This window comes from Enterobacter sp. 118C5, from assembly GCF_034107645.1.
Classification (GTDB): domain Bacteria; phylum Pseudomonadota; class Gammaproteobacteria; order Enterobacterales; family Enterobacteriaceae; genus Enterobacter; species Enterobacter nematophilus.
Window position 1 is genome coordinate 364,826 of record NZ_JAWNEU010000001.1, and the last position, 20,981, is coordinate 385,806.

Here is a 20,981-nt window from a genome sequence, read left to right on the forward strand (position 1 = left end):
TACATAAAGTAAAACAAAGGGTTACTTTATGCTCCAGTACACTAATTTACTAAAAGAGCCTTACCTTAGCATCATCCCTTTTTGTCAGGTGACCTTCCTGGGGGCGTAATCAAGATTACTCACTTCTGAGTACGGAAATCATGATCTGCGTCAATTTTCCACCAAGCTGATACCTTTCAGCAGGGTTATTTAATGGATAAATTTCCACTGTTAATTAATTAAGTAACTATTGGAAGTGGCGCTATCATTGTCTCAACATATGTTTAACATTCTGAAATGCTGACGTTTTGGCACAGATTTCTGGTGAAGTATGCTAATAAAAAGCGTATCTTCAGCGCGATTTTTCATAACAACGTATCAGTCCCGGGCATGCGCAAAAGCGGAGCAAAACGTGATCCAAACGCTCTTTGATTTTCCAACGTATTTTAAATTTTTTATTGGTCTGTTTGCCCTGGTCAACCCGGTGGGGATCATTCCTGTCTTCATTAGTATGACCAGTTACCAGACGGCGGCGGCCCGGAACAAAACCAATCTTACCGCTAACCTGTCTGTGGCGATCATTTTGCTCACCTCGCTTTTCCTGGGTGATGCCATTCTCCAGCTCTTTGGCATCTCGATTGACTCCTTCCGCATTGCGGGCGGGATCCTGGTGGTGACCATTGCCATGTCCATGATCAGCGGTAAGCTGGGTGAGGATAAGCAGAACAAGCAGGAAAAGTCAGAAACCGCCATCCGCGAAAGTATCGGTGTGGTTCCGTTGGCGTTACCCCTCATGGCCGGGCCGGGCGCCATCAGTTCGACGATTGTCTGGGGCACGCGTTACCATAGCCTTATGCACCTGATTGGTTTTTCTGTCGCGATTGCCGTTTTCGCGCTCTGCTGCTGGGGCGTATTCCGCATGGCGCCGTGGCTGGTGCGCCTGCTGGGGCAGACGGGCATCAACGTTATTACCCGTATCATGGGACTATTGTTAATGGCACTCGGGATCGAGTTCATTGTCACGGGTATTAAAAGCATTTTCCCCGGCTTGTTACATTGATATTTCATATGAAAAAAACGGCGCTTCGGCGCCGTTTTTTTTATGTCATTATCAGCAAATCATATAAATAAAGTTGAAAAGCTTACATATCATAATAAATTCTACTAATAATGTTCATCTCTTATATTTCATAGAGTTATGAATTCACCTCAAGCCTGCCTGCACAGAAAATCTTCGAACGCACTGTTATTTTACTCACACGATAGTCTTGGGCTTGCTGAGGGATAACCGAAATGATATTAGTAATTTCAACATTTCGTTAGATGAATGTGCTAAATAATAATCAATTGTTAAATTTTCGTACAAAACTACGCGATGATAGCTCAGCGACGCGCCTGAAGAGATAATTTTCCATATTAGTTTGAATTTTAAGATTTTTTTAGGACGTTCAACGTATGGAAGGATTGAGCGCGACGATACGGCCTGCGCCGTAAAAGAGAATTGCTTAACAAATTTGCAAAATGTATTGGCGCGTGTTTACGCCATTTGATACTTTCCGGCCTACTATTTTGCAGCATAAAACAAGTAGATGAGAATTATTTTCATATAGTCCTCTTCTCAGATATCCAGCACAGGTCTCAAACAGGGAAGGCCTGGCAAGAATCGACGCAAGACGGCCATACGAGCGGTCAGTAATAAAAAAGTCGGTGATAGCAAGAAGTAAAAAAAGAACCTGACAGCAGCAAAAAAAACTCCTGCGCTGTACAGGCCCCAACAGGGGATTAGACAGCTGGCGAAAGCCAGTAATTATAATGAGTGGAGTACCAACACAATGTCCATCATCACAAAAAAAAATCTGGTAGCGGCGGGGATTTTAACTGCGCTAATCGCGGGCAACGCTGCAATGGCTGCGGACGTTCCTGCAGGTGTTCAACTGGCGGAAAAACAGACGCTGGTGCGTAACAACGGTGCGGAAGTGCAGTCTCTCGATCCGCATAAAATTGAAGGCGTTCCTGAGTCAAACGTTAACCGCGACCTGTTCGAAGGTCTGCTGGTGACTGACGTAGACGGCCACCCGGCGCCGGGCGTGGCGGAAAAGTGGGAAAATAAAGATTTCAAAGTCTGGACCTTCCATCTGCGTAAAGATGCCAAATGGTCCGACGGAACACCGGTTACCGCCGAAGATTTCGTGTATAGCTGGCAGCGCCTGGCGAATCCAAACACCGCCTCTCCGTATGCGAGCTATCTGCAATATGGCCACATCGCCAATATCGATGACATCATCGCCGGTAAAAAGCCGGTCACCGACCTGGGCGTTAAGGCGATCGATGCTAATACCTTTGAAGTGACGTTGAGCGAACCTGTTCCGTACTTCTATAAGCTGCTGGTTCACCCGTCCGTCTCGCCGGTTCCAAAATCCGCCGTGGAAAAATTTGGTGAAAAATGGACGCAGCCTGCCAATATCGTGACCAACGGAGCCTATAAGCTGAAAGACTGGGTGGTCAACGAACGTATGGTGCTGGAGCGTAACCCGCAGTACTGGGATAACGCGAAGACCGTGATTAATCAGGTCACCTACCTGCCAATCTCTTCCGAAGTGACCGACGTTAACCGCTACCGCAGCGGCGAAATCGACATGACCTATAACAACATGCCGATTGAACTGTTCCAGAAGCTGAAGAAAGAGATCCCGAAAGAAGTTCACGTCGATCCATATCTGTGCACCTATTACTACGAAATCAACAACCAGAAAGCCCCGTTCACCGACGTGCGCGTTCGTACCGCGCTGAAGCTGGCGCTGGATCGCGATATTATCGTGAACAAAGTGAAAAACCAGGGCGATCTGCCGGCGTACAGCTACACGCCTCCGTATACCGATGGGATGAAGCTGGTTGAGCCTGAGTGGTTCAAGTGGTCACAGGAAAAACGTAACGAAGAAGCGAAAAAACTGCTGGCTGAAGCTGGGTATACCGCAGACAAGCCGCTGACGTTCAACTTGCTGTACAACACATCAGACCTGCATAAGAAACTGGCTATTGCGGTCGCGTCTATCTGGAAGAAAAACCTGGGCGTGAACGTTAAGCTGGAAAACCAGGAGTGGAAAACCTTCCTCGATACGCGTCATCAGGGGACCTTCGACGTGGCGCGTGCGGGCTGGTGTGCGGACTATAACGAACCGACGTCATTCCTGAACACTATGCTCAGCGACAGTTCAAACAACACGGCGCACTATAAGAGCCCGGCGTTCGACAAGATTATCGCTGAAACCCTGAAAGTGTCTGACGATGCGCAGCGCGCCGAGCTGTACGCGAAATCAGAAGAACAGCTCGATAAAGACTCTGCAATTGTACCGGTTTACTACTACGTTAACGCCCGCCTGGTGAAACCGTGGGTAGGGGGTTATACCGGTAAAGACCCGTTGGATAATATTTCCGTTAAGAATCTTTATATTATCAAGCATTAATGGCAATACGTGGGGCGAGCCTGGCTTGCCCCACTGTGTCTACTTTGTAACATTCATCAGGCACACGCCAGAAGGTACGGGCAATGTTGAAATTTATCCTGCGTCGCTGTCTAGAAGCGATACCAACGCTATTTATTCTAATTACGATTTCTTTCTTTATGATGCGTCTCGCGCCGGGAAGTCCATTTACCGGTGAACGTACGTTGCCGCCAGAAGTCATGGCCAACATCGAGGCGAAGTATCACTTAAACGATCCCATCACCACCCAATACTTCAACTATCTGAAGCAGCTGGCGCACGGTGATTTTGGACCGTCATTTAAATATAAAGACTATTCCGTTAACGATCTGGTGGCCTCCAGCTTCCCGGTCTCGGCAAAACTGGGTGCTGCAGCATTCATTCTGGCCGTCGTTCTCGGGGTCACCGCAGGCGTTATCGCTGCACTCAGACAAAATACCAAATGGGATTATGCCGTAATGGGGGTGGCAATGACCGGGGTAGTCATACCCAGCTTCGTTGTCGCGCCATTGCTGGTGATGATATTTGCCATCACGCTGAAATGGCTGCCCGGGGGCGGCTGGAACGGCGGGGCACTGAAGTTCATGATTTTGCCGATGGTGGCATTATCGCTGGCGTACATCGCCAGTATCGCGCGTATTACCCGTGGTTCTATGATCGAAGTGCTGCACTCAAACTTCATCCGCACCGCGCGCGCGAAAGGGCTGCCGATGCGCCGGATCATCTTCCGCCACGCGCTCAAGCCGGCGCTGCTGCCTGTGCTCTCCTATATGGGACCGGCATTCGTCGGCATCATTACGGGCTCAATGGTTATCGAAACAATTTACGGCCTGCCGGGTATTGGCCAGCTGTTCGTTAACGGGGCGCTTAACCGTGACTACTCGCTCGTTCTGAGCCTCACGATCCTCGTGGGCGCGCTGACCATTCTCTTTAACGCCGTTGTCGATGTGCTATATGCCGTTATCGACCCGAAAATTCGTTACTAACGCTGGAGCACGCCATGATGTTGAGTAAGAAAAACAGCGAGGCGCTGGAAAACTTCAGTGAAAAACTGGAAGTAGAAGGTCGTAGCCTCTGGCAGGACGCCCGCCGTCGCTTTATGCACAACCGCGCCGCGGTCGCCAGCCTGGCGGTTCTGGTGGTCATCGCGCTTTTTGTGACCCTGGCACCTATGCTGTCGCAATTTACCTATTTCGATACGGACTGGGGCATGATGTCCAGCGCGCCGGATATGGAGTCCGGCCACTATTTCGGTACCGATTCATCCGGCCGTGATTTGCTGGTGCGCGTGGCGATTGGTGGCCGTATTTCCCTGATGGTCGGTATCGCCGCCGCGCTGGTGGCGGTGATCGTGGGGACGCTTTACGGCGCGCTTTCCGGCTACCTTGGCGGCAAAGTAGACTCGGTGATGATGCGTCTGCTGGAAATCCTGAACTCCTTCCCGTTTATGTTCTTCGTTATTTTGCTGGTGACCTTCTTTGGCCAGAACATCCTGTTGATCTTTGTGGCTATCGGGATGGTTTCCTGGCTGGATATGGCGCGTATCGTGCGCGGCCAGACGCTGAGCCTTAAACGCAAAGAGTTTATCGAAGCGGCGCAGGTAGGGGGCGTATCAACCAGCAATATCGTGGTTCGCCATATCGTGCCTAACGTGCTGGGCGTGGTGGTGGTCTATGCCTCACTGCTGGTGCCAAGCATGATCCTGTTTGAATCCTTCCTCAGCTTCCTGGGGCTGGGCACGCAGGAGCCACTGAGCAGCTGGGGCGCGCTGCTGAGCGACGGTGCAAACTCGATGGAAGTTTCACCGTGGCTGCTGCTTTATCCGGCAGGTTTCCTGGTCGTCACCCTGTTTTGTTTTAACTTTATCGGCGATGGCCTGCGTGATGCCCTCGACCCGAAAGACCGTTAAGGAGCGCCGTCATGACAATAATTGAAACGGCCACCGCGCCTCAGGCGCAACAGCAGAGTAACCTTCTGCTGGATGTGAAAGACCTCCGCGTGACCTTTAAAACCCCGGACGGTGATGTGACCGCGGTCAACGATCTCAACTTTAACCTGAGCAAAGGTGAAACGCTGGGGATCGTGGGGGAATCCGGCTCCGGAAAATCCCAGACGGCATTTGCGCTGATGGGCCTGCTGGCCGCTAACGGCGTGATTGGCGGTTCGGCAAAATTCAACGGGCGTGAAATCCTCAATCTGCCGGAGCACGAGCTGAACAAGCTTCGCGCCGAACAGATCTCAATGATTTTCCAGGATCCGATGACCTCGCTGAACCCGTATATGCGCGTCGGCGAGCAGCTGATGGAAGTCCTGATGCTGCACAAAGGCCTGGGCAAAGCGGAAGCCTTTGAGGAATCCGTTAAAATGCTGGATGCGGTAAAAATGCCGGAAGCGCGCAAGCGCATGCGCATGTTCCCGCACGAGTTTTCCGGCGGTATGCGTCAGCGCGTGATGATTGCCATGGCGCTGCTGTGCCGGCCAAAGCTGCTGATTGCCGATGAACCGACTACCGCGCTGGACGTCACCGTGCAGGCGCAAATCATGACCCTGCTGAACGAGCTTAAGCGTGAGTTCAACACGGCGATTATCATGATCACCCACGATCTGGGCGTGGTTGCCGGTATCTGTGACAAAGTGCTGGTGATGTACGCCGGGCGCACCATGGAATACGGCAAAGCGCGCGACGTGTTCTATCAGCCAGCCCATCCGTACTCCATTGGCCTGCTGAACGCGGTGCCGCGTCTTGATGCAGAGGGGGAATCCCTGCTTACCATTCCGGGCAACCCGCCAAACCTGCTGCGACTGCCGAAAGGCTGCCCGTTCCAACCGCGCTGCCCGCACGCGATGGAGATCTGCAACAGCGCGCCGCCGCTGGAAGAATTTGCCCCAGGCCGTCTGCGCGCCTGCTTTAAGCCGCAGGAGGAGCTGGTATGAACGCAGTAGATGAAAAACGCAACGTGCTGCTCGAAATCGCTGACCTTAAGGTGCATTTCGATATCAAAGACGGCAAGCAGTGGTTCTGGCAGCCGCCGAAGACCCTGAAAGCGGTGGATGGCGTTACGCTGCGCCTGTACGAAGGGGAGACCCTGGGTGTAGTGGGCGAATCCGGCTGCGGTAAATCCACCTTTGCGCGTGCGATTATCGGTCTGGTGAAAGCCACCGGCGGCAAAGTGGCCTGGCTGGGTAAAGATCTGCTGGGCATGAAGCCCGACGAGTGGCGCGACGTGCGCAGCGATATCCAGATGATTTTCCAGGATCCGCTGGCGTCATTAAACCCGCGAATGACCATCGGTGAGATTATCGCCGAGCCGCTGCGCACCTATCATCCAAAGATGCCGCGTCAGGAAGTGCGCGACCGCGTGAAGGCGATGATGCTGAAGGTCGGGCTGTTGCCTAACCTCATAAACCGTTACCCGCATGAATTTTCAGGCGGCCAGTGTCAGCGTATTGGCATCGCGCGTGCGCTTATTCTTGAGCCGAAACTGATTATCTGTGATGAGCCGGTCTCCGCGCTGGACGTGTCGATTCAGGCGCAGGTGGTCAACCTGCTTCAGAAACTGCAGCGCGAAATGGGGCTGTCGCTGATCTTCATTGCGCACGATCTGGCGGTGGTAAAACACATCTCTGACCGCGTGCTGGTGATGTATCTGGGCCATGCTGTGGAACTGGGAACCTATGACGAGGTGTACCACAACCCGCTGCATCCTTACACCAGAGCGCTGATGTCGGCGGTGCCGATCCCCGATCCGGACCTGGAAAAGAATAAGACGATTCAGCTTCTGGAAGGAGAATTGCCGTCGCCGATCAATCCGCCGTCGGGCTGCGTGTTCCGCACGCGATGCCCGATGGCCGGGCCGGAATGCGCGAAAACGCGACCGGTGCTGGAAGGCAGTTTCCGACATGCGGTTTCCTGCCTGAAAGTAGACCCGCTATAATCGCAAGGGCTGACATGATGTCAGCCCTTATTTTTTGCGAGGTTACCGTGTCGCGTTTATTCACCTCAGCCCGTCGTCGGCTCTATCATCTTTTATTCGATCCAGAAACGGCATCGGGACGCCGTTTTGAAGGTCTCTGTGCGCTGTTTGCGCTACTCAGCGTAGTGGTCATCTTTATTGAATCGGGTGTGGGTACGCAGTATCACCTGACATTTGAGGAATGGCATGCGTTTGTCTGGCTGGAACTTATTATTACCCTGGTCTTTACCGCTGAGTATATTTTGCGTGTAGTTTGCTGGCCCAATCCGGCGAAATACGTATTCAGCTTCTGGGGCTTTATTGATTTAGCGACGATCCTGCCGCTCTACGTGATGTGGCTGTGGCCAGAGATCAGCCTCAACTATGTTTTCGCCTGGCGAGCGATGCGCGTTATTCGGGTATTACGTATCCTGAAGTTACTGCGCTTTATGCCGTCGCTGCGCGTATTCTGGAGCGCGATCGTCAGCGCACGCCATCAGCTTATTCTCTTCTATTCGTTTATTGCCATTGTCATGATTGTTTTCGGCGCGCTGATGTATTTGATAGAAGGGCCGAAATATGGCTTCACGACGCTCAACGCGTCCGTCTACTGGGCGATAGTGACCGTTACGACCGTGGGATATGGCGATATCACGCCCCATACGCCGCTGGGGCGGATAGTGGCATCCGTGCTGATTCTGATTGGGTACTCGGTTATTGCGATCCCGACGGGGCTTATTACCACGCACATGAGCAGCGCGTTTCAGAACCGTAAACAGCGGCGAAAATGTCCGAACTGCCACCAGGCCGATCATGAACACAGCGCGCGGTTTTGCAACCGCTGCGGAAGCGCGTTACCGGATTAAATAAAAAAGGCTGCCATCGCAGCCTTTTTTATTATTCGCGCCAGAGTATATGGCACAGCTTGTGGTCTTTTTCGCGACACAGCAGGACGCGGGCGAAAATGTCGTTAATTTCACCGCCGTCTTCATCAGCCAGCCCAATGACCACTTCGGCAAAGAAGTCAGGGTTCAGGTCGAAATCCACATGTTCGGCCCAGTCCTCTGAAGGGTCGAACAATTCGGCACCGCCGCGCTCTTCGAACTGCAGATTAAAGAGGATCACGTCTGCGGGATCGAGGTTATCAACCGCCAGTTCGAGAAAAATGTCATAGGCCTGCTCGAGCGTTTCGTCTTCGGTCAGGCGATTGTTCAGATCCATTTCCATGATGACTACCTGTTTAACATCGTTGGGCACGTTTTACAGCAACGGACTAAAGAAGTAAAACAGTCGTTCAGCTATTCGCTGCCATAACGGACGTTTTACCCACAGCCTGGCATCCAGCAGCCGCGAGCGGGAGATATAGTCATCCTGAACCGCCGCCAGGTCGCCGCCAAAGCCGGCGTCATCAATCACCAGGGTGATTTCAAAGTTTAGCCACAGGCTGCGCATATCAAGGTTAACCGTGCCCACCAGGCTTAACTCGCCGTCAACCAGCACGCTCTTGGTGTGCAATAGCCCGCCTTCAAACTGGTAAATTTTGACACCGGCGGCCAGCAGTTCGCTAAAGAAGGCACGGCTGGCCCAGCCCACCAGAAGGGAGTCATTTTTGCGTGGCAGAATGATACTCACATCGACACCGCGCTGCGCTGCGGTACAAATCGCGTGCAGCAGATCATCGCTGGGGACAAAGTAGGGCGTCGTCATGATCAGATATTCACGCGCGGAGTAGGTTGCCGTCAGCAGCGCCTGGTGAATCAAGTCCTCCGGGAAGCCCGGTCCGGAGGCGATGGTATGAATTGTATGGCCGCTGGCCTCTTCAAACGGCATGATATTGCCGTCCGGCGGCGGCGGCAGGATACGCTTGCCGGTCTCTATCTCCCAGTCGCAGGAGTAAACGATGCCCATCGAGGTGGCAATCGGCCCCTCCATGCGTGCCATCAGATCAACCCATTGTCCAACGCCGGAGTCCTGTTTAAAAAAGCGTGGGTCAACCATGTTCATACTGCCGGTGTAGGCAATATAGTTATCGATCATGACCATTTTGCGGTGCTGGCGAAGGTCCATCCGGCGCAGAAACACGCGCAGAAGATTAACTTTCAGCGCCTCAACCACCTCAATACCAGCATTGCGCATCATGTCCGCCCAGGGGCTACGGAAAAATGCCACGCTGCCCGCAGAGTCAAGCATCAGGCGACAATGAATGCCCCGGCGCGCGGCCGCCATCAGAGATTCAGCGACCTGGTCTGCCATGCCGCCAGGCTGCCAGATATAAAACACCATCTCTATATTATGACGGGCCAGCTGAATATCGCGGATTAACGCCTGCATGACATCATCGGATGATGTCATTAGCTGGAGCTGATTGCCCTTAACGCCGCCAATCCCCTGACGGCGCTCGCAGAGTTTGAACAGCGAGGAGGCGACGCTGCTGTTCTCCTCGGCAAAGATGTGCTTGCAGGCTTTGAGATCGTTAAGCCACTTCGCGGTGGAAGGCCACATGGCGCGCGCGCGTTCGGCGCGTCGTTTACCCAGATGAAGTTCACCGAAAGAGAGATAGGCAATAATTCCCACCAGTGGGAGGATGTAAATGATCAGAAGCCAGGCCATGGCAGAGGGTACGGCTCTGCGCTTCATCAGGATGCGTAACGTCACACCCGCGATTAACAGCCAGTATCCCAGAATGACCAGCCAACTCACCACGGTGTAGAAGGTTGTCATAGGTAAAAAATCCTTTTGAAAGCGTATTGTTATGAGTGTACGCATCAGGATTCATCTGGCAAATAAAAACGCCAGGTAAAAGCGCTGGTTTGCTGCCGGGTTGGGTTTATAATGGCGGCTCTGTTTGAGAAAGAGTTGTAGACATGAAGCGCAGTAGAACAGAAGTAGGGCGCTGGCGCATGTTGCGACAGGTGAGTCGTCGCAAGGCTCGTTGGCTGGAAGCACAATCCCGCCGCAATATGCGTATCCACGCCATCAGAAAATGTGGATTGACCCGGCACCGCAATGCGTTGCTGTTCGCAGTCCAGGATATCTGAAACCCATGAGGGCACCGCAAGGTGCCCGCTGATTTTATAGCGTCTGATTTTGTGAATATCGTTATTGCGGCGATATTCCGGTTATTTTTAGCAAAAGGAGGGAGAGGTGTTTGCGGAGTTTGGTGTACTGAATTTCTGGACGTACGTTGTTGGCGCATTTTTTATCGTGCTGGTGCCAGGACCGAATACCCTGTTTGTGCTGAAAACCGGGATTGGTCACGGCGTTAAAAAAGGGTATCTTGCCGCGACCGGTGTGTTTATCGGTGATGCAGTATTGATGTTTCTGGCCTGGGCGGGTGTTGCGGCATTGATCCAGACGACCCCCGTACTCTTTAATCTCGTGCGCTATCTCGGGGCCTTCTATCTGCTCTGGCTGGGTGGCAAAATGCTCTGGTCGGTGATCACCCGTCAGAATAACGCTCAAGAGAGCGGAACCGAGCCTGCCAGCACGATCATGAAACGCTCCCTCGTCCTGAGCCTGACCAATCCCAAAGCGATTCTGTTCTACGTTTCGTTCTTTGTGCAGTTTATCGACGTGAATGCGCAAAATACCGGGACCTCTTTCCTGATCCTCGCCACCACGCTTGAGCTGATTAGCTTTATGTACATGAGCTTCCTGATCTTCTCTGGGGCGTTTGTCACGCGTTATCTGAAAACCAAAAAGAAACTGGCAAAGCTGGGGAACGGGCTGATAGGGCTACTGTTTGTCGGGTTTGCGGCGCGATTAGCGTCAATGCATTGATATGAAGAAAGGCTCCTGAGGGAGCCTTTTTTGATCAGAACACTTTCTTATACGGCCGCACCGTCACTTTCGCATACACACCCGCCGCAACGTATGGGTCTGCGTCAGCCCAGGCCTGCGCCGCTTCCTGAGATTCAAACTCCGCAATGACCGTGGAGCCAGAAAAACCGGCGGCTCCAGGGTCATTGCTGTCAACAGCAGGCATTGGACCCGCGGTCAGCAAACGGCCTTCGTCCTGGAGCAGCTGCAGGCGAGCCAGATGGGCAGGGCGAACGGAGAGACGTTTTTCGAGGGAATCAGCGACATCTTCAGAGTAAATCACGTAAAGCACGGTGAAGCTCCTTAAGCGTTATAAAGTGTCAGTTACGTTATGTGAAAGGGCAATTGACTGCAATGTAAAGATAAAAACAACGTTAATCCCCCGATCTGGATGCCCCTTTTTTGACCACTCCAGCGCTTAAATTGCGCCAGAACAAAGTGTCTTATTGAATATGATTGCTATTTGCATTTAAAATCAGGGTCCGGTTTTTTAACGTTGATGATTATGACTTCGATGACCCTTGATTTACCTCGCCGCTTTCCCTGGCCGACGCTGCTGTCCGTCGTGATTCACGGTGCCGTCGTGGCGGGTTTGCTCTACACCTCGGTTCATCAGGTTATTGAAATGCCCGCACCCGCCCAGCCGATCTCGGTGACCATGGTCTCGCCAGCGGATCTGGAACCGCCGCAGGTTGCGCCACCACCGCCACAGCCTGTTGCTGAGCCTGAACCGGAACCCGAGCCTGTTCCGGAACCGCCGAAGGAAGCTCCGGTGGTGATCCACAAACCTGAACCGAAGCCAAAACCTAAGCCGAAGCCAAAGCCGGTGAAGAAGGTCGAGGAGCGTCCTAAACGTGAAGAACGTCCGGTTGAACCGCGCGCGACCCAGCCGGTCGAGAATGCACAGCCTTCGCGTCCTGTGATGAACAACAGCGCACCGGCGGCGAAGCCGACGGTTGCCGCACCAGCGGGCCCGCGTGCGTTGAGCCGTAATCAGCCTCAGTATCCGGCGCGAGCTCAGGCCTTACGCATTGAAGGCCGCGTGCGGGTGAAATTTGACGTCACCGCGGATGGCCGCGTTGATAACGTGGAAATCCTGTCTGCTCAACCTTCTAATATGTTTGAGCGCGAAGTGAAGTCGGCGATGCGCAGATGGCGCTACGAACCCGGTAAACCGGGGAGCGGACTGATCGTGAACATTGTTTTCCGCCTGAATGGCGGGGCACAGATGGAATAAGAAAAGCCTCCGAAAGGAGGCTTTTTTTTGCCCGTCATTCAGGCTGGCGGAAGCTGACGAGGTTTACCCTCGCTATCGACCGCCACATAGATAAACAGCGCTTCAGTTGCTTTATAGCGCTGCCCAATCGGTTCAGAAGAGACTTTTTTCACCCAGACTTCAATGTTGATGGAGATGGAGGTATTGCCGCGCTTTACGCAACGGGCGTAACAGCAAACCACATCACCTACCGCAACCGGGCGCAGGAAGGTCATGCCATCCACCCGCACGGTCACCACGCGTCCGTGAGCAATCTCTTTTGCCAGAATTGCGCCGCCCATATCCATCTGCGACATCAGCCAGCCGCCAAAAATATCGCCATTGGCATTGGTGTCAGCGGGCATTGCCAGTGTGCGTAAAACCAGTTCGCCCTGAGGGGCGTTATTTGTTGTCATTGTTTTAACTCGTAACGGAAGACTTCAGGCGGGATGCTACTATGATTTCACAGCGGAGAGAATAGACCAGAACGCCTGTCGAACACGTTCTGGTCAGTCAGCAATCAGTGCTTATCGTCCTGCGGCATGTGGCGATAAATATAAACGCCGCTTAGCAGGGTGAAAATCAGCGTCAGGGCCGTCAGGCCGAAGACCTTAAAGTTGACCCAAATGTTTTGCGGCAGCCAGAAAGCAATATAGATATTGGCAAGACCGCAAAGAATAAAGAACACCGCCCAGGCGATATTCAGGCGCGACCAGACCTCCTGAGGCAGCGTCAGCTCTTTGCCGAGCATGCGCTGGATCAGCGGCTTTTTCATCACCCACTGGCTGATGAGCAGCGCACCCGCAAACAGCGCATAGATCACCGTCACTTTCCACTTAATGAATTCATCATTGTGGAAGAAGAGGGTTAGTCCACCGAATACGGCGACCAGGACGAACGTCACCAGCGCCATTTTTTCAACTTTACGGTAGCGCACCCAGCTGTAGATCAGCACAACCGCTGTCGCAATAATCAGCGCCGTGGTCGCAGCATAAATGTCATACAGCTTATAAAACGCGAAAAAGACAACCAGCGGTAAAAAATCAAGAAACTGCTTCATTCTGTGATTCCATCTTCTCTGTTGAGCCGGGAAGGGGCATCCTCCCGGCATCAGGATTATTGACGAATTAACATATACAGGCGGAACAGATAGACCAGCAGCACCGCTGAAATCAGGTTGCTCAGCGTATTCGCAACCACCGCGCCAACGTTCGGGGTTAATACCGCAAAATTCGGTGCGAACAGGAGCAGGAGCGTTTTAGCCAGCAGCCAGCCGATCACGGCGGGCGCTACCAGACGCATGTTCGCCCATGCCAGCCTGATGCTGCTGCGCATCGCGGTAAAAATCCCCATTTTATCCTGTACGACCATCACTGGCGCAAAAGCGAGCACGATAGCCAGTAACACGCCCGGCACCACGACCAGCATAATCCCCATCTGCACCAGCATGGTGGTTAAAAAGATAAGGATAAACAGCTTAGGTAAGACCGGCGCGCTGGCACCAATCGCCCGTAAGGCGCTGACCCGGTGACCCGCCGACACCAGCTGAATCATCAGCAGAACGCCGCCCGCCAGCACCGCATTACAAATGAGCCCGGAGAAGGTGGATGCGGCAGACGCCCGCAGCAGAATCTGTTGCTGCTCCGGCGTCATGTTTTGCACCAGTTCAAACAGCCCCACGCTTCCTGCCAGATGGTCGCCCTGGCTCAGGCTGGCAATCTGTTCTTCACTCGGTGAGAACGCATGGCCCAGCACCACTGTGATGAAGGCGCAAAGCAACGCGATCAGTAAAAAGGTAATGAACTGATTGCGGAAAAAATTTCCCGTGTCACGGTAGACAGACTTCGCCGTGATAGACATGCACTCTCCTTGAGTATTGCAGGTGTTAATTAGCCGGCAATTGTACACCGGATGCACCTGCTGTGGCAGCATCAAGGCTTGTATGGAAAAGCATATCTTTGTAAAGCGGCGGTAATCCAAAGCGTGCCCGGGCGCGATTACAGGCTTCATTGACCTGCCCATCTTCGCCCGACATGGCAAATTCCCGGCACGGGCTGGGGCGATCCTCGTAGATAGAACACCGGGTAGATATCCCGGGCTCCCCCTGCAAGGCCGCGCAGCGGCTCTGCTTTTGGTTGGTGCCGCGCATGCAGCGCAGAAAAGGGGTGACTGGCTCAGTAAGATGAACCGGAACGGTACCGCCGCCATCGCTGGCTTCGGCCCAGTAGAAAGAGACTCGAAAATACGCACAACAGGCTCCGCACGTCATGCACGGGTTAACTTCACTCATGGCACACCTGCAAAAAAGAACGCATCAAATCAACTTGTGAGAGCGATAAATTATCCAGCCGACAGAGGAAGAGCAAGAGGGGGAAAAGGGAAAATTTTGTAACTGTGAAATGCCAAAAATTGACATAGAAACAACTTATTGCTTTTCAAGGCACCACAAAAAATTAACCCAGATCAATGAATGTTAAATTACTGGTTTTAATGTGATCTGTGGCAGATCACTAATTACTCTTTTGTGAGTATATTCTCATCCGCGATTAAAACCACAACGATGGAGCGGATATGAAAAAATTAGCGGTGGCAGCCCTTGTATTAAGCAGTCTCTCTGGCGGCGCGTACGCGCATGAAGCAGGCGAATTCTTTATTCGTGCCGGTTCGGCAACGGTTCGTCCAACTGAAGGTTCTGATAACGTGCTGGGAATGGGCGGTTTTAACGTCAGTAACAACACCCAGTTAGGTTTAACATTCACCTATATGGCGACGGACAACGTTGGTGTTGAGCTTCTGGCGGCAACGCCGTTCCGTCACCGGGTCGGCCTTGGGGCAACCGGTGACATCGCCACGGTTCACCATTTACCCCCTACGCTGATGGCGCAATGGTACTTCGGCGACTCAAGCAGCAAGGTGCGTCCCTATATTGGCGCGGGTGTGAACTACACCACCTTCTTCGATGAGAAATTCAACGATACCGGTAAAGAGGCTGGTCTGTCCGATCTCAGCCTGAAAGACTCGTGGGGTATGGCTGGGCAGGTTGGTCTGGACTATCTGATTAACCGTGACTGGCTGATCAACGCCTCGGTCTGGTATATGGACATTGATACGGACGTACGCTTCAAGGCGGGCGGTGAGCAGCAAAGCATCAATACTCGCCTGGATCCGTGGGTGTTCATGTTCTCTGCGGGTTATCGTTTCTGATTCTGTGTGTTCAATGCGCCCCCGAGGGGCGCATTTCATATTACTTCTGAATCAAATAGCGAATGGTTGGCCCGTCCTGCTGGATATCCAGCACCGTATAACCGTGGTTTTTCGCATCCAGCGGAATGTTGTTGATGGATTGCGGACAATCGCTTACCACCTCCAGAATTTCACCTTTTTTCAGCTGCGGCAGCGCCTCAAGCGTGGCAACCGCCGGATACGGGCAGGGCTCACCGACCATATCCAGACGATAGTCGGGGACGATCTCTTTCATGCAGCGTTCTCCTGCGTTTCAGTGTTGACGGCGGCACGGCGGAAGAAGCGTTTTTCCTGCGCGACAACCAGTAAAAAAGCGATCAGCAGCAGGGCATAAGTCACCAGCAGGCCGCCGAGAGGGCCGAAAGTGCTCAGCAGGTTGACCTTATCCCAGTTTGTGGCAAGCACCGGGGAGACGTCGTCCCAGCAGTACGCGAGGAGTGTGGAGCCAAGGACATTCCCAAGCCCGACCCACCAGTAGTGCACCTGTCCCTCAACCGCGCGGTACATCCAGCCGGTTTCACACCCGCCCGCCAGCACAATCCCGAAGCCAAACAGCAGACCGCCAATCACCGCGTTTGGGCCAGCCCACATGATCTTCGGTTCAACACCGAGCTGAACATAGCTGAAGATGCCGATAGCGCTCACCGCCATACCGGCAATGATTGCCTTCGCCATCATCGTCCGTCCCGTGATCCACATATCGCGAAACGCGGAGGTAAAGCAGATCTGCGCGCGTTCGATCAGCAGGCCAAAGCCTACGCCAAATAACATCGCCAGGCCAAGCTTCGGCTGATTCATCGCCGTGCAAATGGCCCATGCGACCATAGCAAAAAAGACCAGCATACCCAGGCGGAAACGACGCTTTGCCTGGTCCGGCTTCTGGGTTAGCGGGGACGCCGCGCTGACTTTCGTCATTTTCACCGGGATGCGGAACAGCGGCAGCAGGGTGAATTTTGCTCCGAAGTAAGAGCCAATCGCGGTGGCCACGGCAAAAAACCAGGCATGAAGGGAGAACTGAGGGATCCCCGTAAAGAACGCGGCCAGATTACAGCCCATCGCCAGGCGGGCACCAAACCCGGCAATCATACCGCCGGCCACCGCCTGCATGATGCGAATGCGGCTTTTGGGCATGCGCAGCTTAACGTTGTTTGCCCACAGCGCCGCGGCGAAGCAGCCGCCGAACATGCCGACGATCATCATCCCGTCGATGCGGGTAAGCGGTGTGCCTTCCAGATGAATGAGTTTGAAGTAGCCCCACTCTTCGGTATGCACGCCTGCAAGCTGCAGCAGCTGCCCACCCCAGCGGGTGAACTCGCCGGTCACGGCCCAGAAGGTGCCGGTGATGCCGAAATAATAAGTAGAGAGAATGCCTGCCGCGATGACGGCCGGAACAGGTGGCCAGAACTTAACCAGGTAAGTGTGTTTGAAGTATTGCCATGACATGAATAAACCTCTGAACTCAGAAGGTGTTAGTGAATTAAGCGGACTGGAATATATATCTTTTTCTAAATATCTAAAAGTTCTCAACAGAGATTTTCCAATTACTTACACCTTTTATGACCTCCGTCATCAAAACTTGCAACTCACTGTAAACCGTATATTCTCACCATTTACTTTCAAGCTTGCTCCAGAAGATAACCGTTGGATGGAGTGGTGTAACAAAGTGAGTCTAACACCTGAGAGGGGGGCTTAAATCTCAGGGATTAAAAACACCTGCCATGGTATATCATAAAAATAAAACCAATGAATTATATAATAATGATTTTAACTTCCGGCGCCTGCGCGCCGGAGATGGTTATTTCTCGTATACTTTCTTTATGCTACTGATGCTCATTTTCTTTATGAAAGGTCTTTCAATAAAGTGGTAAGTAATGGAAGAGAGAAGGCATATTGCCACGTAGCATAAGACTAAGATCACAAAAGTATGAACATTTAACTCTGGTTCATTGTTTGTTTTGAAGTGAAGGATTAAAGGGAATAAAATTAACCCTTGCGTCAAATATAAACTGTAGCTTATTGCACCAAGGCGAATGGCTGCTTTGGTAATTAAAAAACCAAAAAGATTCGCGCCTGAAACTACAGAAAAGAATATCGCAAAGAGGAATAGTTTCTCGGACGGACCGTAAAGTGTTGGTTGCGCTAACAGGGTTATAAAAATCGTGCAAATCAAAGCAGCATTGGCCAGTTTTTTTGTTATGACTATTCTGTCTTTGATTTCCCGGCATAACATTCCGGTGAAAAAATAAGACCACAAAGATGAATCGTTCGTAAAGCCGGGAAGAAAATATACGGAGAAGGCAAAAAGAAAAATGGTTAATTCAAAGGACCATTTTTTGAACATATATAACAACGGAAGAGAAAAATAGAAAATCCATTCCCAGCGCAGTGTCCACGTCACCCCAGCCAGAGCCATAAAAGGATACTGGAAAGTAGTGACCGGCGGTTTGTCATTCCAGAGCCCTAAATCAAACCAGGAAAACGCGTTGTTTATTACACTAAGAGAAAATTCATTTCGTTCGGTTAATAAGAAAAGTAAACATAGAGCCGCTATGGAGCAAAATACGGATAGCGGTGCAATTCTGTAAAGGCGTTTTTTATATAATTCAATCCAATCCACTTCATTTGCTTTTCTGATTTTCCCCCAAAACAAAAAAGCTGTAATCATAAAAAATAAAGCAACCCCGTATCGCCCAAAATAGAGCAACAAGTCTGATGTCGGAGCCCAATTGCCTTTTTTAATAAATGTGTAAGCACAATCCATATGATGAAATATGACAAATGAGGCAAGGACGTATCTCATACCATCTATACTGTTTGACCTTGTCGGTTCAGTATCTTCATCTATAAATTTGAATAGCGGTAGGCTAAAAATCACAATTGCCAAGGCTAAGCATGTGAAAACTAAGAAAATTGAAAAGTATAAATCCATCTTCAAACCTTACGGATATTTGTATAGCAATAATTGGAAGGCTTTACCTGAGCCGGAGACCATTCTAGCATTGCTTCTTATTATCGTCGAGATGATGTATCTCATTTAATTCCCTGAAAATTGGTTGATTTCTTTACCCCGCGGCACCGCATTACGCTATGTCGTCAGCTTCTTTTTGTCTAATCTGTTGAAAAATGCAATTCAGTATTTATGTTCCGTTTATTTCAATGGAGTGGAACGCTGTAAAATCAAAAGGAAGTGTAAAAAAGAGGGTAACCGTCTGGCAGAGATGCCAGACGGTGGAGGGATTATGCTTTCCGCGTCGCCGCTTTCATTGCGGTCACGAACGCTTTCAATTCGTTCAGCATCTGCTCGGGCTTGTCCACGTTCTTCTCGATGATCTTCACTATCGCGGAGCCGGAGATGGCGCCAGCCGCCTTCGCCTCAATTGCCGCAGTGACCTGATCCGGAGAAGAGATCCCGAAGCCCTGCAGCGGAGGCGCGGCATGGTATTCGGCCAGCTTTTCCACCAGATGATGCAGCGGCAGTGCGGCTTTATTCTCGGCGCCGGTCACGCCCGCGCGGGAAAGCAGATAGGTATACCCGCGTCCGTAAGAGGCTATCTGGCGCAGCAGTTCGTCATCGGCGTTAGGCGGGCAGATGAAGATCGGCGCGACGTTGTGGCGCATCGCCGCCTGGCGGAACGGCGCAGACTCTTCAACGGGCACGTCTGCTACCAGCACCGAGTCGACGCCCACGCGCGCGCACTCGGCGTAGAACTCGTCAACACCGCGGTTAAACACCAGGTTGGCGTACATTAGCAGGCCAATCGGAATGGTCGGGTGCTTCTGGCGGATCGTCGCCAGCATCTCAAAGCACTGGGTTGGGGTCACGCCTGCGGCAAACGCGCGCAGGGTGGCGTTCTGGATGGTCGGGCCATCCGCCAGCGGATCGGAGAACGGAATGCCCAGCTCCAGCGCGTCGGCACCGGCTTCGATCAGGGCGTCGATAATCTTCAGAGACTGCTCCGGGCCAGGGTCGCCCAGCGTAACGAAGGGAACGAACGCGCCTTCCTGGCGGGATTTCAGTTCAGCAAATGCATTATCGTAGCGTTCCATCAGATTTCCCCTCGTGCTTTCAGAATATCGTGAACGGTGAAGATATCTTTGTCACCGCGACCGGAAAGGTTAACCACCAGCAGCTGCTCTTTTTCCGGGTTCTCTTTCATCATTTTCAGCGCGTGCGCCAGCGCGTGCGAAGACTCCAGCGCCGGGATGATCCCTTCGCTGCGGCACAGCGTTTTGAAGGCTTCCAGCGCTTCGTCATCGGTAATAGAGACATAGTCCGCGCGCCCGGTGCTGTTCAGGAACGCGTGCTGTGGCCCAACGGACGGGAAGTCCAGTCCGGCAGAAATTGAGTAAGACTCTTCAATCTGCCCTTCATCGGTCTGCATCATCGGGGCTTTCATGCCGAAGTAGATCCCCACGCGGCCATGCTTCAGCGGCGCGCCGTGCTCGCCGGTTTCAATCCCATGGCCGGCAGGCTCGACGCCAATCAGCCCTACGCGGGTTTCGTCGATAAAATCGGCAAACATGCCGATGGCGTTAGACCCGCCGCCGACGCAGGCAATCACCGCATCCGGCAGACGACCCTCTTTTTCGAGGATCTGCGCTTTGGTCTCTTCACCGATCATGCGCTGGAATTCGCGCACGATGGTCGGGAACGGGTGAGGGCCCGCCGCGGTGCCGAGCATATAATGCGCGGTTTCGTAGCTGCCGGACCAGTCGCGCAGCGCTTCGTTACAGGCATCTTTCAGCGTCGCGGAACCGCTGTGCACCGGGATCACTTCCGCACCCATCAGGCGCATACGGAACACGTTCGGCGACTGACGCTCAACGTCTTTCGCGCCCATGTAGATGCGGCACTTCAGGCCGAGCAGGGCGCTGGCGAGCGCAGAAGCCACGCCGTGCTGTCCCGCGCCGGTTTCGGCGATGATTTCGGTTTTACCCATACGCTTGGCGAGCAGCGCCTGGCCCAGCACCTGGTTAGTTTTATGCGCGCCGCCGTGCAGCAGGTCTTCACGCTTCAGATACAGCGTGGTTTTGGTGCCTTCGGTCAGGTTGCGGCATTTGGTCAGCGCGGTTGGACGCCCGGCGTAGTTCTTCAGCAGGTCGGTAAACTCCGCCTGAAACGCCGGGTCTTTCTGCGCGCTCACGAACGCTTCTTCCAGCTGGCGCAGCGCGGGCATCAGGATTTGCGGAACGTACATCCCGCCGAACTCACCAAAATACGGGTTAAGTAATGTCGTCATCTTCTCTTCC

The 20,981-nt window shown here is 52.6% G+C and carries 23 protein-coding genes; 11 read left to right on the forward strand and 12 right to left on the reverse strand.

The features are described 5' to 3' along the window. Positions 1-391: 391 nt before the first annotated feature. The 7 genes from UTO39_RS01700 to UTO39_RS01730 all read left to right on the forward strand — a co-directional run bounded on the left by UTO39_RS01700 (position 392) and on the right by UTO39_RS01730 (position 8,280). Positions 392-1,039, forward strand: a complete 648-nt coding sequence (locus UTO39_RS01700) for a YchE family NAAT transporter (protein ID WP_047368710.1) — start codon at positions 392-394, stop codon at positions 1,037-1,039. A 772-nt stretch (positions 1,040-1,811) separates the two neighbouring features. Continuing rightward, complete coding sequence (oppA, locus tag UTO39_RS01705; protein WP_028013430.1) at positions 1,812-3,443, forward strand: oligopeptide ABC transporter substrate-binding protein OppA; 1,632 nt, start codon at positions 1,812-1,814, stop codon at positions 3,441-3,443. An 83-nt stretch (positions 3,444-3,526) separates the two neighbouring features. Then, on the forward strand, positions 3,527-4,447 hold the full coding sequence (gene oppB, locus UTO39_RS01710; RefSeq protein ID WP_028013429.1) for an oligopeptide ABC transporter permease OppB: 921 nt from the start codon (positions 3,527-3,529) through the stop codon (positions 4,445-4,447). A gap of 14 nt (positions 4,448-4,461) precedes the next feature. Then, a complete protein-coding gene (gene oppC, locus UTO39_RS01715) occupies positions 4,462-5,370 on the forward strand; it encodes an oligopeptide ABC transporter permease OppC (protein WP_061097980.1) in 909 nt (302 codons plus the stop codon). An 11-nt stretch (positions 5,371-5,381) separates the two neighbouring features. Then, positions 5,382-6,395 (forward strand): ABC transporter ATP-binding protein, encoded by a 1,014-nt coding sequence (locus UTO39_RS01720; RefSeq protein ID WP_061097981.1) that lies wholly within the window; start codon positions 5,382-5,384, stop codon positions 6,393-6,395. After that, positions 6,392-7,396, forward strand: coding sequence for a murein tripeptide/oligopeptide ABC transporter ATP-binding protein OppF (oppF, locus tag UTO39_RS01725; protein ID WP_061097982.1), 1,005 nt, complete (start codon positions 6,392-6,394; stop codon positions 7,394-7,396). Before UTO39_RS01720 ends, oppF begins: the two co-directional genes overlap by 4 nt. Positions 7,397-7,410: 14 nt before the next feature. Further along, entirely contained in the window at positions 7,411-8,280 is an 870-nt protein-coding gene (locus UTO39_RS01730) for an ion transporter (protein ID WP_061097983.1), read from the forward strand. 31 nt (positions 8,281-8,311) lie between these two features. Here the strand turns inward: UTO39_RS01730 and UTO39_RS01735 are convergent, their stop codons facing one another. Together UTO39_RS01735 and cls are read right to left on the reverse strand one after the other, a co-directional pair. Then, complete coding sequence (locus tag UTO39_RS01735) at positions 8,312-8,641, reverse strand: HI1450 family dsDNA-mimic protein (RefSeq protein ID WP_006810881.1); 330 nt, start codon at positions 8,639-8,641, stop codon at positions 8,312-8,314. Between the two features lie 33 nt (positions 8,642-8,674). Continuing rightward, a complete protein-coding gene (gene cls, locus UTO39_RS01740) occupies positions 8,675-10,135 on the reverse strand; it encodes a cardiolipin synthase (protein WP_320726284.1) in 1,461 nt (486 codons plus the stop codon). Between the two features lie 143 nt (positions 10,136-10,278). On the opposite strand from cls, the gene UTO39_RS01745 reads away from it, so the two are divergent. Beyond that, positions 10,279-10,452, forward strand: a complete 174-nt coding sequence (locus UTO39_RS01745) for a YciY family protein (protein WP_086379783.1) — start codon at positions 10,279-10,281, stop codon at positions 10,450-10,452. Positions 10,453-10,558: 106 nt separating this feature from the next. Continuing rightward, positions 10,559-11,194 (forward strand): leucine efflux protein LeuE, encoded by a 636-nt coding sequence (leuE, locus tag UTO39_RS01750; RefSeq protein WP_320726285.1) that lies wholly within the window; start codon positions 10,559-10,561, stop codon positions 11,192-11,194. 34 nt (positions 11,195-11,228) lie between these two features. Here the strand turns inward: leuE and UTO39_RS01755 are convergent, their stop codons facing one another. Beyond that, positions 11,229-11,525 (reverse strand): YciI family protein, encoded by a 297-nt coding sequence (locus UTO39_RS01755; RefSeq protein ID WP_049006872.1) that lies wholly within the window; start codon positions 11,523-11,525, stop codon positions 11,229-11,231. A 222-nt stretch (positions 11,526-11,747) separates the two neighbouring features. Between UTO39_RS01755 and tonB the strand changes: the two genes are divergently transcribed. After that, on the forward strand, positions 11,748-12,470 hold the full coding sequence (gene tonB, locus UTO39_RS01760; RefSeq protein WP_061097984.1) for a TonB system transport protein TonB: 723 nt from the start codon (positions 11,748-11,750) through the stop codon (positions 12,468-12,470). Between the two features lie 38 nt (positions 12,471-12,508). Here tonB and yciA read toward each other — a convergent pair whose 3' ends face one another. The 4 genes from yciA to UTO39_RS01780 all read right to left on the reverse strand — a co-directional run bounded on the left by yciA (position 12,509) and on the right by UTO39_RS01780 (position 14,778). Beyond that, positions 12,509-12,904: an acyl-CoA thioester hydrolase YciA gene (gene yciA, locus UTO39_RS01765; protein ID WP_028013420.1), complete on the reverse strand. Its 396-nt coding sequence runs from the start codon at positions 12,902-12,904 to the stop codon at positions 12,509-12,511. A 104-nt stretch (positions 12,905-13,008) separates the two neighbouring features. Next, entirely contained in the window at positions 13,009-13,548 is a 540-nt protein-coding gene (locus tag UTO39_RS01770; protein WP_061097985.1) for a septation protein A, read from the reverse strand. Between the two features lie 56 nt (positions 13,549-13,604). Beyond that, on the reverse strand, positions 13,605-14,348 hold the full coding sequence (locus tag UTO39_RS01775; RefSeq protein ID WP_320726286.1) for a YciC family protein: 744 nt from the start codon (positions 14,346-14,348) through the stop codon (positions 13,605-13,607). A gap of 25 nt (positions 14,349-14,373) precedes the next feature. After that, positions 14,374-14,778 carry a YkgJ family cysteine cluster protein gene (locus UTO39_RS01780; RefSeq protein WP_080329326.1) on the reverse strand — a complete coding sequence of 135 codons (405 nt, stop codon included), beginning with the start codon at positions 14,776-14,778 and terminating at the stop codon, positions 14,374-14,376. A 281-nt stretch (positions 14,779-15,059) separates the two neighbouring features. Between UTO39_RS01780 and ompW the strand changes: the two genes are divergently transcribed. Further along, positions 15,060-15,692 (forward strand): outer membrane protein OmpW, encoded by a 633-nt coding sequence (gene ompW / locus UTO39_RS01785; RefSeq protein ID WP_061097988.1) that lies wholly within the window; start codon positions 15,060-15,062, stop codon positions 15,690-15,692. A gap of 40 nt (positions 15,693-15,732) precedes the next feature. Here ompW and yedF read toward each other — a convergent pair whose 3' ends face one another. The 5 genes from yedF to trpB form a co-directional block, all read right to left on the reverse strand. After that, complete coding sequence (gene yedF, locus UTO39_RS01790; RefSeq protein WP_003856774.1) at positions 15,733-15,966, reverse strand: sulfurtransferase-like selenium metabolism protein YedF; 234 nt, start codon at positions 15,964-15,966, stop codon at positions 15,733-15,735. Then, positions 15,963-17,174 (reverse strand): selenium metabolism membrane protein YedE/FdhT, encoded by a 1,212-nt coding sequence (yedE, locus tag UTO39_RS01795; protein ID WP_320726287.1) that lies wholly within the window; start codon positions 17,172-17,174, stop codon positions 15,963-15,965. Before yedE ends, yedF begins: the two co-directional genes overlap by 4 nt. A gap of 352 nt (positions 17,175-17,526) precedes the next feature. Beyond that, positions 17,527-18,660: an acyltransferase gene (locus UTO39_RS01800; protein WP_320726288.1), complete on the reverse strand. Its 1,134-nt coding sequence runs from the start codon at positions 18,658-18,660 to the stop codon at positions 17,527-17,529. Between the two features lie 308 nt (positions 18,661-18,968). Further along, positions 18,969-19,778: a tryptophan synthase subunit alpha gene (gene trpA, locus UTO39_RS01805; RefSeq protein WP_320726289.1), complete on the reverse strand. Its 810-nt coding sequence runs from the start codon at positions 19,776-19,778 to the stop codon at positions 18,969-18,971. Continuing rightward, a complete protein-coding gene (gene trpB, locus UTO39_RS01810) occupies positions 19,778-20,971 on the reverse strand; it encodes a tryptophan synthase subunit beta (protein ID WP_028013413.1) in 1,194 nt (397 codons plus the stop codon). Before trpB ends, trpA begins: the two co-directional genes overlap by 1 nt. Positions 20,972-20,981: the final 10 nt, after the last annotated feature.